The organism is Parasphingorhabdus sp. (assembly GCF_965233695.1).
Classification (GTDB): domain Bacteria; phylum Pseudomonadota; class Alphaproteobacteria; order Sphingomonadales; family Sphingomonadaceae; genus Parasphingorhabdus.
On sequence record NZ_OZ247497.1, the window covers coordinates 1979371 to 1994746 of the forward strand.

Consider the following 15376-nt stretch of genomic DNA (forward strand, 5'->3'; position numbering starts at 1 on the left):
TTATCATTGGGTTGACCTCCGCTTTTCGGACAGCGCAAACTCGCGGATGCGCAGCATTCGGCCCTTTTGATCGACCATCGCCGGAAGTGCTTTGATGTCGAAATGCTCGGTCAGCTTTCCGCCCTGATCAAAATAGAAGCGCCTTTGGCGCGCTTTCATAAGTTTAAGCGGCGCGCCGTTTGTCAGAATGAGTTTTGCTGTCTTTGGTTTTTGCGCAAATGCCCATTCGAGCTGGGCTGGATCATCGCCGTCTAAAAATATCAATGCCGCGCGCAATGGAACGGTATCGAGGGGATTTACTCTGGTTCCTTTGGTCCAGATCCTGCGTTTGTCGTGATCTAGTATATCGGCCTGCAATGTGATGGTCGGATCGAACAGGCGCGTTGCGGCTTTTGTCGCTCTCACCAATCCCGCGACTGGCTTGGGGCGGTTTACCCGCGCTATCGTGCGGGATTTGAGTTTCTGGTTGATCCGGTCGATGTCACCGTTCTTGTCCATGGCCTGAAGGCGCGACTGAATTTGTTCGAGTAAATCCGGTTCGATAATCGGGAAATGCGTACCCTGCTGGCCATAGTCGCGCGCCAATGCCGGTGAGGACAGCAAGGCTGCAATGAGAAAAGGCAACGATAGTCTGTTCACAATATTGCCCTCCCGGTGCCAATAATCCGGGGCGCGCAAATGAAACCGATCTCACCATAGCGGCTATCAAAGCCGTGTCTGTGGGATGTTCCGACATAATAGCAGCCGCGCGGAACGATGCCTTCAGGGCCTTTGGTTAGCGCGGCCCCTTTGCGGGTTTTTGGTTTGGTACGCGCCACAAGATGATCATTGATGAAGACATTTTTGCCGTCATGGCGAACCCGATCGCCGGGCATGCCCAATATGCGTTTGCCAAAAACCTGCGGCTTCTCGCCAAAGTGGTTGATGAGCAGTTTGGAACGTGGCGGCTCGAAAAAAATCAATACGCCGCGAGAAGGGGTAAAATTCTTGTCCAGCCAGAATGCCCAATTGGGGAGGCTGGGAGAGGCGTTGATCAGCAACGCATGATCGTCGCTAAATTTGGCTATCGGCGCATAGAGAAACGGGATCGCCACCAGCATTGCTAAAATGATCGGGCGTTTCAGGCGGGATATGAGAGCGCTCATTGCGGTTTCTCCCGGCTATCGTTTTCCAGTTTTTGGGCGATTTTGGCTTTAAGTTGCAACGTGGCATCGGGCGTGTTCTTTGAAAGCACGGCTTCGGCAACCAAAATCACATGGCCGCTGCGGCTAAAATCATCCACCGCCGCTTCCGTTGCTTTGAGATACCGGGCAATGGCCTCGCGGGTCACTTCCGGATCAGCATTGCCCTTTGCTTCTGCGTCAACGAAATCGCGCATAATTTTGGACATGCGAACCTGCACTATTTGTTGTTTGTTGGGTTCGATCAGACGCAAGCTGACCCAGATGATCCACAAAATCGCAGCCGTTACCAGAAGCACCACAATAATGGATCGCCCGCTTGGGAGATGCTCTGATGAAATTGCCAGTTTGCTCATGTCTTGCTCCTTTCGGGAAAATCACTCGCTATCCGCGTGATAAATCCTGGCATCCGCAGCGCCGCAATTAGAGCAGTAGACCCAAAGAATATGATTTTAAGATCGCTGGAAAACGCCAATCTGCGCACCCCGTCCGCTTGAAGATAGCGAACGGATAAATTATCAAGATGCGTGAACAGCCCGAGCAAGTCCCAACCTGACAAGATAAGGAAAAAGCAAAGCGGCAGACCGAGCGCCATCAATACCGAGCTCATCGCGAACAGCGATGCTTCCAGTATGATGTGGCAAGCGTTTTGAAAAAACTGCTTTAGTGGAAAAGGTGCGCGTTTGCAGCGCCGGTCCTTGCTTGTCCCAAGGGAAAGATATTGATCAAATAGCGTGTCGGTTTTGTCAGGCATTGTGTCTGCTCTTCTCATCGTCGGCGCCAACACCGGACACGCGGGCAATCGCCTGTGCTAGAGAAGCACCCGCTTCCTGCTCAGCTTCGATGGCCGCATAAACATCGGGCGAAGACGAATAGATGCAGGCGGAATAAGGATCGAGAACCAGTCTGCCGACCGCTTCGCTATCCGGACCTTTGATAAAAACCTCGCTATATTCCTCGCCCGAACGCTTTAAGCTGCGGATCAGCGTTTCGGTGCGATCATCCATGTCGAGGCGATCGTTCTTGCGGAAATCGGCAATGGTTTCCGGTTTTTGCTGGAGCACCAGCATCCAGTCGCTGTTTTCGAGCGCTGCGGTTGCGCCGTCCGATTTATAATAATCATTGAGCGACTGCGTGGCTGTTGCCAGCGCCCCGCCATATTTGCGCGCCGTACGCGCATAGGTTTCAACAAACTCGCCCATCGAGCCGCCTTTGAGGAGCGACCATGCTTCATCGATGAGAAGTAATTTCTTGGTGCTGCGCGGGCTTTGGGTCATCGCCTGGCTTGTCATGAACATGATCGCGCAAAGAATGACAGATCTCAGATCCTCGCGCGTCGCCAGATCAGACATTTCAAATACGGTAAAATCATCATCGAGCGCGATACTGGCCTGGCCTTCGAAAAAGCCGCCGTAGCTTCCGCCGCTCATATAGGGTCCGATGGCAACGCCCAGATCATCCGCTACAGGATTGGAAATCCCTGCAAATGCTGCAGCCACATCATTGACGGTGCCGCCGCTACCAAGCGCTTCCCAAACTGTAGTGACAGCCTGATCGATCAAACCGCGCTCTGTATCGGTAAGCCGGTCGCTGTGCCGCGCCATTTGACCGACAATCGCTTTGATCATCGCGATGCAGTCGAGTTTATAATCATCGTCTTTAGCAGCGCGCACATCATCAATCATCGAGAAGGGATTGAGCGAGAAACCGGATTTGAGGGTAAACTCGACAAAGCGCCCACCCTGCAATTTAACCGAATGCTCGAACGAGCGCCCGTCATCAATCACAACGACTTTCGCGCCCGCGCCGCGCAGGCTCGCGCACATTTCCTGCAGCAATACCGATTTGCCCGAACCGGATTTACCGCATATCGCAACATTATGATTGCCCGCGTCATTTTCAAATGGCGACCAATAGAATGGCTGCCCGCGCCTGCCGACCAGCAGCAGATGTGGTAACGGCCCGCCCAGAAACTCGCCCTGCAACGGCGCAATATGAGCCGCGCTGGTCGAGAGCATGGTTTTAAGGCGTTTTAACCGTTTGAGATCATGGGCAAGGCCATCGGCCAGTGTCATGGGCATGGCGGCAATGAGCCCGTGGAGCTGGAGAAAACGCTCGTCGGCCAAGTCCCAACCGGCAGCCTTATAAATCGCCTTGATCGAGCGTTCATGAGCATCGCCGAGGCCAAGCGGTGAATAGCTGGTCACGCCGTAAAAAAGTTGTACGAGGCGTTTCCCGGCCTGCAATTCTGCCTGGACATGGCTCCATTCGGAAGATTGCTCAGCAAGTTTGGGCAGGAACCGCGCGCTTTTGGACTGGCTGAGGCTGGTTGTGCGCATAAATTTGAAACCGGCTTTTGCCGACGCGCCCTGGCGGTCGGGATAGACCAGACAAAGCATGGTCGCAGCCGGGCAGGGGAAGCGCAATTTGTCGGTGAACATGTCGCCGATTAGCCGCGCGCATTCCCACGGTGCCCACCGTTCGGGCATTTGCCTGACGCCAAAATGCCGGATGTCAAAGGCATCAGGATAAATGGCGCCGATCTCAGGTGTGCCATCAGCGCTTCGGCCAATTTCCCGGAACCGTTCGGTGCGCAGGATCATCCGGTCATCGTGGGCTTCGAGTTCAATATCACGGCGGATCGCTTGGCTGGCGATATCGTCGAGTGGATTATATTCGGTTCGGTCTTCTTGCGGTGCCGTCGTAGGAGAGGTCAGATCATCAACGAGCGCGATGAGTTCCTGCGGTTCCATTTCATTTGCATCAATGCCGAGCGAGGTTAGCACGCCGATCAATCCCTCGCGGCACTGCGCGAGTTCATTGTCACCCACATTTGCGGTGTCTGGAACGCCCAGCGATATTACTAGATTATGGCAGCGGGCATGAAACGGCGCATGGGCAGACCCGCTTTCCCAGACCAGATCATAAAGCCGTTTTGATCTATGGCGCGCCATCGCCTCATATACGCCGCCCTGCGCATAGCGTTTGGCAAACCAGGGGGCGACGACCCGGCCAATGCGCGGGCTGGCAAAATGTAATATTTGCAAGCATGCGCCTTCGGGCATGCCTTCGGAGAAAAACTGCCCCAAAATTTCACCGGTGCGTTCATCCGCGCCGATCAGCGGCGCGGCGGATAATATAAATCCTTTGGAGCGCGCATTGCGGTAAAGGCGCGGTCCTGAATCAAATACCCGGTAGGGCAGCCAGTCTGACAGCATATCGAGCGCGATTCTTGGTCTTTGATGATCAGCAGTTTTCTGATCGCCAAACAGACCCGATAAGAGTTTGGCACGCGCGCCAGTCATGGAGAAGTTCATTGTCCCTTCTCCTGGCTGGGCTGTCTTTTGCTCCCGCGTATCTTGGCAGCTTCAATGGCCTCAATACTCGGTAGACCATCCTTCGGGAATGCCTCCAAAACAGGGTGAGGGGTTCGACTTGCTGGGGGAGGGAGCCCATCGAACCCCTCGATTGCCGGCATGTTTGCACCGGCAATTGCCTCTCGCACGGTCAAGGGGTACGAACCACGCGAGGGCAAATTATAAGAACTTTTGAGAAATGGGTCAGTGGCGTCCATTGATTCTGACGGCGCTTCACTGGCGCCATCGTCTGCGCTAAGAGCGCCGCCAGAATTGTCTTTGGATGCTTGCTTGGCTTGATCTGCAATATCGCGCGCCATTTGCTTGGCGATATTTATGTCCCCGCCAGCCAATGTGGCAGCCCAGTCGGGAGACCGTGCAACTACATGCATGCTGCGGGCTTCATGCAAATTGCCTGACGCATCGACAAATCCGGGAAACACAATTTTAAGCACACGCTCGCCGGTTCGCGCGGTTTGCGCCGCCGATATCAGGTTTCGCCTGCCGCTTGATGGAGATGGTTCCAGCAATGCCGCATTCGCCGCTGCATCAATTTGCGATGTTGGTGCGCAGCTACCGCCCGGTGCCTTGCAATCAAAACTGCCGCTAATATTGCTGCCCAGACTAGCGCAGGACGACAGTGAGACGCATGAAAGCACTAACACGCCCAATGGAAAGCGCGCCCGTTTCATTTCGCACCTTTTGGATTAGAGCCAAGGAACGCGCGGATTTCGGCAGCGCCGCGATACCCTTCGAGCACCGCGCCGTCACTTGCGCGCACCATGACCGGCGTTCCGGAAAAACCGTGGCTGCGTGCAAAGGCCTCATTGGCATCAAGACCCGAGGTGTCGCATGAATTTTGTGGTTTTGGCGCGTCGCCGGAATAGGCTTGATGCAATGCCTTAGCAGGGTCACGCGAGCAGATCACCGCTTCGGCCAGTTTCCGGCTTTTTTCGCCAAAGATCGAAACTGGCCGCTCTTCGACGCGCACGCCTGCTTTTTTAAGTTCAACCGTCAGCCGCTTGCAATAGCTGCAATTCAAATCGGAAAAAACTATAAGCTTTGGCCCGGATTTGGCCCCCCAATGGACCGCGCCTGACGGCATTAAGTCCGCGACGGGAACTTTGGATGCAAGTTTACCCGCGGGCTGCCGTGCTGCAGTTGGTCCTCTCGCATTTGCGCCTGCTGCTCCTGCGACAAGCAGCTGCGGATTAAGCTCGAGCAGTTTTGCAGCCGTCAGATCGGCCCGGCTTTCCATATCGTACAGACGCCCGACAAATAGATAACGCGCGCGTTCATCAATATAGAATAATGTCTTTTCCGATACGACCTCGCACAGACCGCCAAAGCCTTTGCAGGTGAGGCTGGTAATAGGCGTTTTTGGGAGGCGCAGCTCGATAGCCGTTCGAACATCCTGAAGTGCTGCTGTCGCATTGGCTGGAGCAGAGATGAAGCTGGCTGCAACAAGGCCGGAAACCATCCCGCCGCTTGCGACGGCAAGCGTAATGGCGGCGGCCCGAGACTTGAAACTCCGTACCTCGGTTTTGAAATTGGAAAAGTTCACTTTTGTTCACTCCTTACATGGACGCCGTCGAGAAAGACGATCTCGACATCGATGCCGGTCGGCATCTCGACGACAGGTTGATATTGTTCGGCTCGTTCGATGAGATATTTGGAGACGGTATCGGCGGCATCCCCTGCGCCCTGGCCAAGGCCGCCGGTCAATATGTCCGCGCCCGAAAGGCTATCGCGTTTCCCGTCCGTACCAATCTGGCCGGTAAAAATGCCGTTGGCATTGGCCGAAAAGCCGCGCCCGAACCCGCCGACAATCCCGGCAAGCAAGGCCTGACTGACAAGACTGCCTTCACGGCTGACAACACGTCCGCGCACGCCGGATTTACCGGCAAAGGTGATAAATCCTTTGACCTCGCTGACAGCGACACGACCGCCGGGCTGATCGCAGGTCATGCGGGCGAGCTTCACATAGACTTTTTCGCTTGAGAGATCTCCGCGCGCCGCGCCGTTCACAATGCATCCAGTGATATTGGTGGTAAGCAACTTGCCGTTCTTGACCACCGAGCGGGCAGGGCCGGTGATACGCAACACCACCGGAAGCGGATCGCTCTGACTGGCAACGCCAACCGAGGCATCAACGCCGACGATTACTTTTGCCGGTGCATAGCTATTGGGCGGCAAATATTCCGGGCTGTCTTCAACCAGCAGCGGTGATGTTTCTGATGTACGCTTCTTGGCCGACTTTGATTCCTGTTCGGTGCTTCCGAAATTGAGAATTTTAACTGCGCCAGATGGAGACCCACCGGGCGTGATTTCTGTACCATCGGGTGATCCAAGCGATGCCGACTGGCGGTTAAAATCCCCGCCTTGCGGACCATAGGCTGGTGGAATTGTCGTCGGCGGTGTTGCGGCCTGTTCTTCCAGCTGCGATTTGAGTCCTGCGTTTTCCGCTGAAATCACATCGATGGCCGCTTGCCCGTTGGTGCGCATTTGGCTGTTTTCAAGCCGAAGAGCTTCGATTTGTTCTTCGATTTTATCAGTTGGGAGCTGCGCTTCCTTGAGCGCCTTTTGATCTTGGGTGAGTTTATTAAGCCGGTTTTCATACGCCGCGACAAACTCGCGCTGCGAGAGATTGCGGTTGACCAGACTGCCAGCGTCAATGGTAGCGATGCCGCTTTCGTCTTCGGCTATATCATCGCCGTCACCGGCAAAAAGAAACCAACCGCCAGCGATCAGTGCGAGACTGCCAACACCGGCCAGCAACATATTTTGTCGCCGCGCGATCTGCTTGTTGAGACCGGCGCGGGCATGGCCCTGCTCTGCTTCTTTATCCGGTGCTTGGGCTGCCGTTTTGACCTCGCTCATTGGTCTGCCCCCCGGGTCGCGGTGACGACAAAGGCGGATGTGCTCGTTCCGGCCCCCAATGTGTTTTGGGCAAAGGAAATTGCGCGCGCGGATTTTGGTGCGAGCTCTTCTTCATTGAGCTCGACTGTGGTTTTTCCGCGATTAGTGAGAATGAATTGTTGCGCGTTGTAATTGGCGCCGCGATATTCCGCGATGAGCTGGACTTCGATGGATCCCGTTCGAACCGGGCGCGTCATCCGCTGGCGCACGCTATAACCGGGAGGCGCTGCGCCCTCTGCCATAGCTTTTACCAAAGCGATGATGGTCTGCTCTTCGCTTCTTTCGTTTTCCCATGTCGCCGCCTCCGGTTTTGCAAGGGCGGGGTTGGTAATAAAAAGCTGATGCGCTTCCACAGGGGCCGTGCGACAGGAAAATTTATAGACAAAACCCTGTTTGCTGGTGGCGAAAAAGCTAACACTATCGCTGGCAAAGCTGGGCGGTACGGAAATATAAATATCGCCGCGCACCGGTTCATGGGTCACCCCGAAATCATTATAAGGATAGCCCGAGGCAATTTTTGAAACGCTTGAAAATTCGTCGCCAACCAGCGCTATGCGCGTGAGTTCGTCGCGCGACAATCTACAGTCAATCTTGGCATTGTCCGCCGCCTCGATAAACTGGTCTGCCAATGCCGGTGATGCGCTTAATGAAAGGGCGGTAATAAGTAATGCCGCGCCAAGAGTTTTGAATCCGGTATCGGGAAGCCGTGTAACGCCCCAACTGATGCTCGCCATGCCGCTGCCCAGCAGGCAGGCGGGCAGGGTTGTTAATATGCTGCTCATGACGAGGCATCCTTTTCGATTGATTTTTGCTGAATTTGTTGTTCGCGCTCGGTTGGGACCTGCGAAAAACCGGTCAGCGCAAGGCGAAGACCGGAGTAGGTCCAGCGAAAGACAAATTTACGCTCCTCGCTGGCGATTACCTGCGCGCCGACAAACGTCTTGAGCGTTCCGGTTACTTCTGACCTGAGTTCCTTTGGGTCGATTACGAGTGAACGGATTACAAATGCCTGGGCAATATCGGAGCCGCGTTGTTCGGAAACGATTTTGACCAATTCTGATTTGAGGCGCCCATGGGCTGCGGGGTCGGCTAGTTTGAGAATCTGCTCCATCCAGTAATCCAGCCCCTCAGGGCTGCGGTTAAGCAGCATGAGAGCGGTATCGCGGGTGACGAGCTCTAAATATTCACGGGACACGCCCGCGCTCGATAAAGTCAGCGATTGTCCGGTCACCGGTACCAGCACGATTTCACGCGACTGCATTGACCCAGCTGCAATGGCGACCAGACTTGTCACCGCCAGTCCCGCAGCTAAAAGGGCCAGCCAGTTGCGCTGCCGGAGCAGGCGCTGGGCTGATTGATGTGCTATTTGTGCTTCCATCTTCTCCTCCTTCAACCGGCCAGAAGTCGGCAACAGGAGGGCGGCGTGGCTTTCAATCCCAGAAACGATCCGGGAAGATACCAGTAGACAGCATGGAGGAGCTGCGCGCTTGCCCCACCAGATTTTGCTTTTCGAAGGGCAAACCAGGCGACAAATGCTAAAGCGATTCCCACAAAAATATGCTGCGCTAATATGCCCCAGGCGAACGGGATGATCAGACCAAGAAACTCGTCGATCGTCCAAAATCCGATGAGTTCGGGATCATCAAGCCGCCGGGGCAAAAGATATCTGTCAGCCATTTGTGCCGCCCTCCTTGCCGGTCGCAGTCGTTAAATGACTGCCGTGACAACAGAGGTGACGATGGGAACGCCGGTCCCGACGCCGATACCGACGCCTACGGGTACCGCGATTTGCCCCAATGAAAAGCGTCCGGATGCAAGTCCAATGAGACCGGCAGCAAGACTAAGGACGGTAATGATCTTGCCGCCCGAGCCTTCAAGAAAATCGGTGAATTTTGCCAGCGCAGGATCAAAGGTGTTGTCCGCGCCTGCATAGGCAGCCGTTGCACATAATAGCCCAACAGCTGCCGGAATGAAGTAGTCGGATACGCGCCGGCGTGTTTGAGAAATATTGGTCATGGAAAATCACTTTCGCTTGAGAAACATGAAACAGCATGTGTTCGCTGTATGTTCTATGTGCATCGGTGATCCGCCTGTAGGAAAACAGGAAATGGAAAATCGTATATCTTCCAAGCAAAAAACGACAATCTGGAGGGGAATTGAGCGGTATTGAACAGTCGATGTGCTCGTTTGGTCCGGAACTGTTCAGGCCAGCACAGCGGTTGTTTTCATATGAACAGAAACTGTTCTCTGCAAAACAGGAAACCGGGATTCGGTGATTCGCAATTTCCTATTCGTTCTTTTTATGTTCTTTTCATTTTCCTACAGGTGCGCCTTCAAGATATCAGGTGATTCGTTCTCTTAAAGACAGGATGAATGACATGACTGAAACCAATGGAATTTCTGAGGCGCATATAAAAGTCGGCATTTCTATGCTGCTCAATCAGGCAGCATCGACATCAGGCCGTTCTCAAGTGCGCATTGCAAGCGAGGCTCAAATAGACCGGGGCACGATGCGGCGTATTCTGGCAGGTAAGCGCGAAGCTACTGTGAGCGAAACCTTGCGTATATTATATGGTGCGGGCGCATCGCCGCATGCCCACTTGCTTCTCTATCTCGCAGCAGATCTGGGCAGGGCTTCAAGCTGGCTGCAAACCGATCTGGCGCTATTTTTTGAAGAACTGGTTCGCCATCTGCCCGATGCTTTGGAAACGCAGCTTGGCGATTACCTCCATGATATCAAACCGCATTGGGCGAAGGGAACTGCAAAGCGCATCGCGCAGATGCTTTCTGAGCACATGGAGGGCCTCGCCCGGAAGGATCCGTTTTTGGGTGATGGCTTAGATCGGACACAGGGAGGCGGATATGCTTGATGCTGACATGGGCGAAGTTTCAGATCACGCTAGCGCGCGGTTGCTCCGTCTCAGCGAAGTGCAGCACCGTGTCGGATTAGGCCGATCAACCATCTATCGCTGGATGGAAGATGGGAAATTTCCTCGGCCGCATTCAATAGGCGGTTACAGCGTCAGGTGGCTAGAAAGCGATATTGATGGGTGGATTGCTTCGAAGACATTGCTCGACGCTACAAGCTAGAACTTTCGGAATTCCACAAATTTTTTTCCGTCGGATACTAAACGCGTTGTGTCGCTCACAAATAAACGGGATGGAGCAAACAGCGTGAACGATACAGTTGCTATAACATGTTTTGAGCACGCTGCCATTCACAGCAGTGACGCGTGCTGTCAAACTGATGGAACAGGCCTTCAATCGCTCCCGCTTTGACCAGCGCCTTGCGGTACAGCCATAGCGTCTTGGCATTGGACACCGCGTCCTCAAGGCCAAGGCCAACAAACCGTATGAAGGAGAGCCGGTCCCGCAGCTGATATTCCATCGCATCGTCCGACAAATTGTAGAGCGCCTGCAACACCAAGGCCTTGAAGATCAGCACTTCATCCCAAGGCTTGCGGCCCGCCGCATTCTTGCGATCATCCGCCATTTTGCGCAGACCGCTTTTCACCAGGGCCGCCTTCAGCTTCACGCGGAACAGCTCAAACGGCACCGCTACCAATATCGCCACTAAAGGATCAGACTTTGCGTCCAGACCTTAATGCCGCTGCTGCAAATCAAAAAACCCCAGCTGGCCTATGATCCAAGTTCCCTCGCTGCCTCAGCATCCTTGAACCGGATTTTAATCCCCAAGGGAAGGGCCTGGTTTTCGAGGTGGCCCTCAAATGTCGAACCACCGTCTGCACGCATGGCTAAAACTGGTCCGGTCGGTATAGCCCAATGCTTCCGATATGGCCTCTTTCGACATTTTATCTTGCCCCAACATCTTTGTTGCTCGTTCTTTCAGATGATCATCCAACATCGTTCGAAATGAAGTTTGATTTGCCGTGAGCTTCGTTCCTTCGTCACTACGATGAAACCAAAACACTCCTTAAATCACAACATCAATTTGGTGACATAAGTGCTGACGGGAAACAACTCACAGACTATTCGGTGTCAGCACGAGCTCGGGATACGATAAGCGAGGCGAACTCGTTCTGCCGCATTGGGAGATTGATTGTTTCGGTCGCGACGAGTTGGCCGTTCTCGAAATGATGATATTCGCCGGTATCCTCGCTCTCCCCATGTTGCTCCTCGATCACTTCCGAATCGGAGTGAATGCCGAGACCCTGAAGCTTCATGCCAGCAAGGTCGGACCAAAAACGCGGCACGGCCGGAGCGGGAGCGGGTTTATCACACAGGCTGGCGGCCGCCAATTTCGCCTGATGCATAGCGTTATGGATCGTCTCGATCCGGACTTTGCCTCGCGCGAATTCATTCGGCCCCCGCGCGCAATCACCAATTGCATAAATGTGCTCATCCGACGTGCGCATTTCCTCATCCACCAGTATACCGTCATCGCACGTAAGTCCAGCCTTGAGTGCAAGGCTTTCCTGTGGCACCGCTCCAATTCCAATGATAACCAGCTGGGCGGGCAATCGAGTTCCATCGGCTAGCTCCAAAGCTTTTACCGAACCGGACTCGCCTTCGATCCGGGCGACCGCCTTTTCAAACAGGAAGTGTATGCCCGCCTTTTCCAGTCGTTGCGTCACTTGCGCCGCGACCGAAACCGATGCGACCCGAGCAAGGACGCGTGCACCCGCCTCGACCACCGTCACGGGTCTATTAAGGGTGGTAAATGCCGAGGCGACTTCAAGGCCAATCACCCCAGCGCCTACAACGACCGCTTCGGCCGACAAATTATCGCGCATCGCGCGCCGCAGCGCCGCAGCATCATCCAGGCTGCGCAAATAGAAAACACCTTTCAGATCCGCCCCCGGCACGTCGAGCCGACGCGGCGCGGCACCCGTGGCGAATACTAACCTATCATAAGGAATTTCCTCGCCAGTTTCGGTCACAATCACAGCACGTTTGCGGTCGATCAGGGCAACCTCCTGGCCCAGCCTGAGCACGATTTCATTTTCCTCAAGAGCGCTCGCTGGACGCAACGGAATGGGGCTGGGATCGTTATCGGATAGCAACCAGTTCTTCGAAAGCGGCGGACGTTGATAGGGATCGTGATGCTCGGTACCAAATACCGTGACATTCCCTGCGAAACCGTTCTGGCGCAGATTTAGCGCTAGATTGATCCCAGCAGTCCCGCTCCCAATGATTACAATTCTCTTAATTGATTGCATGAAGTATTTTCCTCGTACCTATAGTAAGTTTTTTGCCTGCGCGGTGGCGACCAACTGACTCCGCTTAGAGACACCGAAGCGTTCGAACAGCCGCTTGACATGCCATTTCGCGCCGCTTTCGCTGATCGAGAGTTGTGCTGCGATTTCCTTGTTCGTCATGCCCCGGGCAATATATTGGAGGACAAGATATTGCTTGCGGGTAAGCCGCCCTGCCAGAACCGGCACGAGGCCCTTATCTGAGGAGCCGACGCTCGGCTCCATCGAATGAAGCGCTTCGCCCTTACGCCCGATTGTATCGAAGAACTGTATCGTTTCTGGCACGATTCGAAGGAGCAGTGCCATCATCCACTCACGTGTCGTGTGGCATCCATTCAATGCGACGAGTTCTTCCGCTTCGCGAAAAGCACGTTCCGCGTCCCGGGTCGAACCCAGAAGGACAAGCGCCGTAGCGAGACAATATTGGGCGGCGGCCGCCGCACGCAAGTCGCCCATTACGCCCGCCTCGCGCAACGCGAGACGGGCGTGCTGTTCAGCAAGCCCGAAACGCGACTTGCCGATCTCGATGAGCGCTCGCACACGGGCGAGGCGCGCATCCAACGCCTGGAGCTGGTTGGCCGAAAGGATCGCAGCGTTGGGCTTGGGCAGATCAACATCAGCCGCCGCGCTTTCTTCCAGCAAGTGAAATTCGGCGAGATTGATTTCCGCCAGATAACGTAAGCGGGGCAATTGGCGGCGGTGAGCCGTGGCGCGGACCTTTTCCATCAGGGCAAATGCCTCAGTTGTTAGTCCCTTCAACGCCATCCGCCTTGCCGCAGCCTGGGTCACTCCGGCGAGCACATCCACCACCCCGTATTCCATTGCGAAATTGATGGCGTCGTGTTCGAGCCCCTCCGGCATGACACCTTCTTTGATCTCCTCGCAAAGTTGATATTCGAACGCCTGCAGGAGATTTGACGCGAAAGGCGAACGTTCAACAGCGATATCAGAGCTCTCGCGCGATTGTTTTACGAGTGTACGAGCCCGTAGCATCTCGCCTCTCCGCATCGCCGCAAGCACGTTGGTGGCCGAAAGCCAACCCGAAGCGTAACGCTGACGCGCGTATCGATTGATTGAGAAAGCCTTCCGAGAAAGCTTCGACAGATCTTCGAATTGCCGCTCGCTCGCAGCGATAAATGCTAAGCAGGTATAAGCCGCGCCTGCGCCAACCTCGTTATCCTCTCCAAAACTATCGATCCATTGGTGGCATAGTCTGGTGCTTTCATCCAATTCATCATGTGTCGCCTTGCCAATAGCGAATACGAGTTCGGGCCAACCTCTGGGTTGGCCGTTGAGGTTCTGTTCGGCGTCTTCAGTCGCGGCTATGCCTTCGAGCACTTCGTCTGCCACCTGCGCCTGCTGACTGAAATACATCGTCCAAGCATAGCCGAATGCCAAGGCCGGCAGGCGATTCAACTGGTCACGAGGAACCGAAGCGAACCATTCTCGCAGGCCCGCAATTTCTCCCTGTCGTAATGCAATATCGATAAGCACGCCTGCGCTTACCCGGTGCGCCCAGCGATGATCGTGCGCATCCAAAGCGGCAGTTATCGTCTCGCGGTATTCGCCTCGTCGCCAATGCCAGTAAGCGATGCGCTTCAATAAATAGGAAAATCGGTCCGGCATGAGCTCGCGCAACTCCTCGCGCAGAAAATCGCGGAGTACCGGGAGCATTACTAACTTCTCTCCATCATTCGCCAACCCTGCAACCAGCACACCATGGACAGCGCTCAGGCGCTTGAGCCAATGCTCTAGGTCCGAATTCGTCTTGAAAACATAGCGGTAGCTTTCCGGTGTGACCGCTTGCAAGATCGAGGCATTACGCAGAATTTCCCGTTCTTCGACGGTAAATTTGGCAAACACGTCGTTATGTAAAAAGTTCTGGACTTCGGGCCACTGTATGGGCGAAGACAATGGCTCGGTCCGGTCGACAGCGAAACGCAGCAATGCGGGCCAGCCGCCAGTCAGTTCCAAAGCGCGTTCAGTGGACCATGGCGCCCCCGATAGAAGGGCAAGTTCATCTATCTCGGCTTCGTTGAATGCTAAGCTTTCCGACCGCACTCTTACAACCCCGGGCAAAAGAGCGAGCCGTGACAAAAACTCCACGCCAATGGGGGCGAAGGCAAGTTTGACGCTGGAAGGCGTCTCGCAGATAATCCGCTCCGCAAAGTTAGAAAAGGCCGGTGTGAATTCGTCGAAACACAACAAGACTGGCTGCTCGGCTTTCCAAAGCCGGGCGAACAGTACAGCCTCTCCCTCATGCGCGCCCATTGTTTGCGGGGCATCCGGTCCCGACAACTGATCGAGGATGGCCTGCGTCACGCGTTCTACACACGAACCATCGATGCCCTCCGCTTTTTCGAGCTCAGCGAGGCTAAGGTAAGCTGCGTTCCCGGAACCTGCATCTTCGGCCATGATCGCCAACTGCGTCGATTTCCCAAAGCCGCTGGGTGCGCAGTAGACGAGCGCTTTCGCACCCTGATGGGCCTCATGCGAGAGGCGCTCGCGCCGGATGGCAGACTGAGCAAAAACCTGCCTGCGCTGGACCATGCGTCTGTTGTATAAGAGCAAGGTGGGGTCGAGCCCTTCTTGCAAGAGCGGCGATTGCCCGTCGACCCCTCCCGCTGTCATCATAATGGTTCCTCTTAACTTCGGCGGCACCGACCGCTGTTTATCTGTCCCGGCAATTGAATTTGCCGTACCG

General features: G+C 54.9%; 17 protein-coding genes. 2 read left to right on the forward strand and 15 right to left on the reverse strand.

Features of this window, described 5'->3' with window-relative positions:
• Positions 1-3: 3 nt before the first annotated feature.
• Genes traW through ACO6S1_RS09430 form a run of 12 tightly spaced genes read right to left on the reverse strand, consistent with a single transcriptional unit; the run spans position 4 to position 9472 of the window.
• Entirely contained in the window at positions 4-639 is a 636-nt protein-coding gene (gene traW, locus ACO6S1_RS09375) for a type-F conjugative transfer system protein TraW (RefSeq protein WP_422346027.1), read from the reverse strand.
• Positions 636-1145: a S26 family signal peptidase gene (locus tag ACO6S1_RS09380; protein WP_422346028.1), complete on the reverse strand. Its 510-nt coding sequence runs from the start codon at positions 1143-1145 to the stop codon at positions 636-638. The genes traW and ACO6S1_RS09380 overlap by 4 nt, the downstream gene beginning before the upstream one ends.
• Positions 1142-1537 carry a TrbI F-type domain-containing protein gene (locus ACO6S1_RS09385; protein ID WP_422346029.1) on the reverse strand — a complete coding sequence of 132 codons (396 nt, stop codon included), beginning with the start codon at positions 1535-1537 and terminating at the stop codon, positions 1142-1144. Before ACO6S1_RS09385 ends, ACO6S1_RS09380 begins: the two co-directional genes overlap by 4 nt.
• On the reverse strand, positions 1534-1935 hold the full coding sequence (locus tag ACO6S1_RS09390; RefSeq protein ID WP_422346030.1) for a hypothetical protein: 402 nt from the start codon (positions 1933-1935) through the stop codon (positions 1534-1536). Before ACO6S1_RS09390 ends, ACO6S1_RS09385 begins: the two co-directional genes overlap by 4 nt.
• Positions 1928-4498 carry a type IV secretion system protein TraC gene (gene traC, locus ACO6S1_RS09395; RefSeq protein WP_422346031.1) on the reverse strand — a complete coding sequence of 857 codons (2571 nt, stop codon included), beginning with the start codon at positions 4496-4498 and terminating at the stop codon, positions 1928-1930. The genes ACO6S1_RS09390 and traC overlap by 8 nt, the downstream gene beginning before the upstream one ends.
• Positions 4495-5229, reverse strand: a complete 735-nt coding sequence (locus ACO6S1_RS09400; RefSeq protein WP_422346032.1) for a conjugal transfer protein TraV — start codon at positions 5227-5229, stop codon at positions 4495-4497. The genes traC and ACO6S1_RS09400 overlap by 4 nt, the downstream gene beginning before the upstream one ends.
• Positions 5226-6101: a DsbC family protein gene (locus ACO6S1_RS09405; RefSeq protein WP_422346033.1), complete on the reverse strand. Its 876-nt coding sequence runs from the start codon at positions 6099-6101 to the stop codon at positions 5226-5228. Before ACO6S1_RS09405 ends, ACO6S1_RS09400 begins: the two co-directional genes overlap by 4 nt.
• Positions 6098-7417, reverse strand: coding sequence for a TrbI/VirB10 family protein (locus ACO6S1_RS09410; protein ID WP_422346034.1), 1320 nt, complete (start codon positions 7415-7417; stop codon positions 6098-6100). The genes ACO6S1_RS09405 and ACO6S1_RS09410 overlap by 4 nt, the downstream gene beginning before the upstream one ends.
• The gene (locus ACO6S1_RS09415; protein ID WP_422346035.1) at positions 7414-8238 is read right to left on the reverse strand and encodes a type-F conjugative transfer system secretin TraK; all 825 of its coding nucleotides are present in this window, start codon (positions 8236-8238) and stop codon (positions 7414-7416) included. Before ACO6S1_RS09415 ends, ACO6S1_RS09410 begins: the two co-directional genes overlap by 4 nt.
• Positions 8235-8834, reverse strand: a complete 600-nt coding sequence (locus ACO6S1_RS09420) for a type IV conjugative transfer system protein TraE (RefSeq protein ID WP_422346036.1) — start codon at positions 8832-8834, stop codon at positions 8235-8237. Before ACO6S1_RS09420 ends, ACO6S1_RS09415 begins: the two co-directional genes overlap by 4 nt.
• An 11-nt stretch (positions 8835-8845) precedes the next feature.
• Positions 8846-9133 carry a type IV conjugative transfer system protein TraL gene (traL, locus tag ACO6S1_RS09425; protein WP_332041246.1) on the reverse strand — a complete coding sequence of 96 codons (288 nt, stop codon included), beginning with the start codon at positions 9131-9133 and terminating at the stop codon, positions 8846-8848.
• A gap of 30 nt (positions 9134-9163) precedes the next feature.
• Complete coding sequence (locus ACO6S1_RS09430) at positions 9164-9472, reverse strand: hypothetical protein (protein ID WP_422346037.1); 309 nt, start codon at positions 9470-9472, stop codon at positions 9164-9166.
• A 362-nt stretch (positions 9473-9834) separates the two neighbouring features.
• On the opposite strand from ACO6S1_RS09430, the gene ACO6S1_RS09435 reads away from it, so the two are divergent.
• Positions 9835-10326, forward strand: a complete 492-nt coding sequence (locus ACO6S1_RS09435) for a hypothetical protein (protein ID WP_422346038.1) — start codon at positions 9835-9837, stop codon at positions 10324-10326.
• Complete coding sequence (locus ACO6S1_RS09440) at positions 10319-10546, forward strand: helix-turn-helix transcriptional regulator (protein ID WP_422346039.1); 228 nt, start codon at positions 10319-10321, stop codon at positions 10544-10546. The genes ACO6S1_RS09435 and ACO6S1_RS09440 overlap by 8 nt, the downstream gene beginning before the upstream one ends.
• A gap of 100 nt (positions 10547-10646) precedes the next feature.
• Here the strand turns inward: ACO6S1_RS09440 and ACO6S1_RS09445 are convergent, their stop codons facing one another.
• From ACO6S1_RS09445 to ACO6S1_RS09455, 3 genes are all read right to left on the reverse strand, one after another.
• Complete coding sequence (locus ACO6S1_RS09445) at positions 10647-11030, reverse strand: transposase (protein WP_422346040.1); 384 nt, start codon at positions 11028-11030, stop codon at positions 10647-10649.
• A 415-nt stretch (positions 11031-11445) separates the two neighbouring features.
• Complete coding sequence (locus tag ACO6S1_RS09450; protein WP_422346041.1) at positions 11446-12636, reverse strand: NAD(P)/FAD-dependent oxidoreductase; 1191 nt, start codon at positions 12634-12636, stop codon at positions 11446-11448.
• Positions 12637-12654: 18 nt separating this feature from the next.
• Positions 12655-15267, reverse strand: a complete 2613-nt coding sequence (locus ACO6S1_RS09455; protein ID WP_422346042.1) for a helix-turn-helix transcriptional regulator — start codon at positions 15265-15267, stop codon at positions 12655-12657.
• Positions 15268-15376 lie beyond the last annotated feature (109 nt).

Coding starts and splice junctions, on each gene's coding strand:
- ACO6S1_RS09430 (WP_422346037.1), bottom strand. CDS start 9,472: ATGACCAATATTTCTCAAACACGCCGGCGCGTATCCGACTACTTCATT.
- ACO6S1_RS09440 (WP_422346039.1), top strand. CDS start 10,319: ATGCTTGATGCTGACATGGGCGAAGTTTCAGATCACGCTAGCGCGCGG.
- ACO6S1_RS09415 (WP_422346035.1), bottom strand. CDS start 8,238: ATGAGCAGCATATTAACAACCCTGCCCGCCTGCCTGCTGGGCAGCGGC.
- ACO6S1_RS09390 (WP_422346030.1), bottom strand. CDS start 1,935: ATGCCTGACAAAACCGACACGCTATTTGATCAATATCTTTCCCTTGGG.
- ACO6S1_RS09435 (WP_422346038.1), top strand. CDS start 9,835: ATGACTGAAACCAATGGAATTTCTGAGGCGCATATAAAAGTCGGCATT.
- ACO6S1_RS09380 (WP_422346028.1), bottom strand. CDS start 1,145: ATGAGCGCTCTCATATCCCGCCTGAAACGCCCGATCATTTTAGCAATG.
- ACO6S1_RS09400 (WP_422346032.1), bottom strand. CDS start 5,229: ATGAAACGGGCGCGCTTTCCATTGGGCGTGTTAGTGCTTTCATGCGTC.
- ACO6S1_RS09420 (WP_422346036.1), bottom strand. CDS start 8,834: ATGGAAGCACAAATAGCACATCAATCAGCCCAGCGCCTGCTCCGGCAG.
- ACO6S1_RS09410 (WP_422346034.1), bottom strand. CDS start 7,417: ATGAGCGAGGTCAAAACGGCAGCCCAAGCACCGGATAAAGAAGCAGAG.
- ACO6S1_RS09450 (WP_422346041.1), bottom strand. CDS start 12,636: ATGCAATCAATTAAGAGAATTGTAATCATTGGGAGCGGGACTGCTGGG.
- traC (WP_422346031.1), bottom strand. CDS start 4,498: ATGAACTTCTCCATGACTGGCGCGCGTGCCAAACTCTTATCGGGTCTG.
- traL (WP_332041246.1), bottom strand. CDS start 9,133: ATGGCTGACAGATATCTTTTGCCCCGGCGGCTTGATGATCCCGAACTC.
- ACO6S1_RS09385 (WP_422346029.1), bottom strand. CDS start 1,537: ATGAGCAAACTGGCAATTTCATCAGAGCATCTCCCAAGCGGGCGATCC.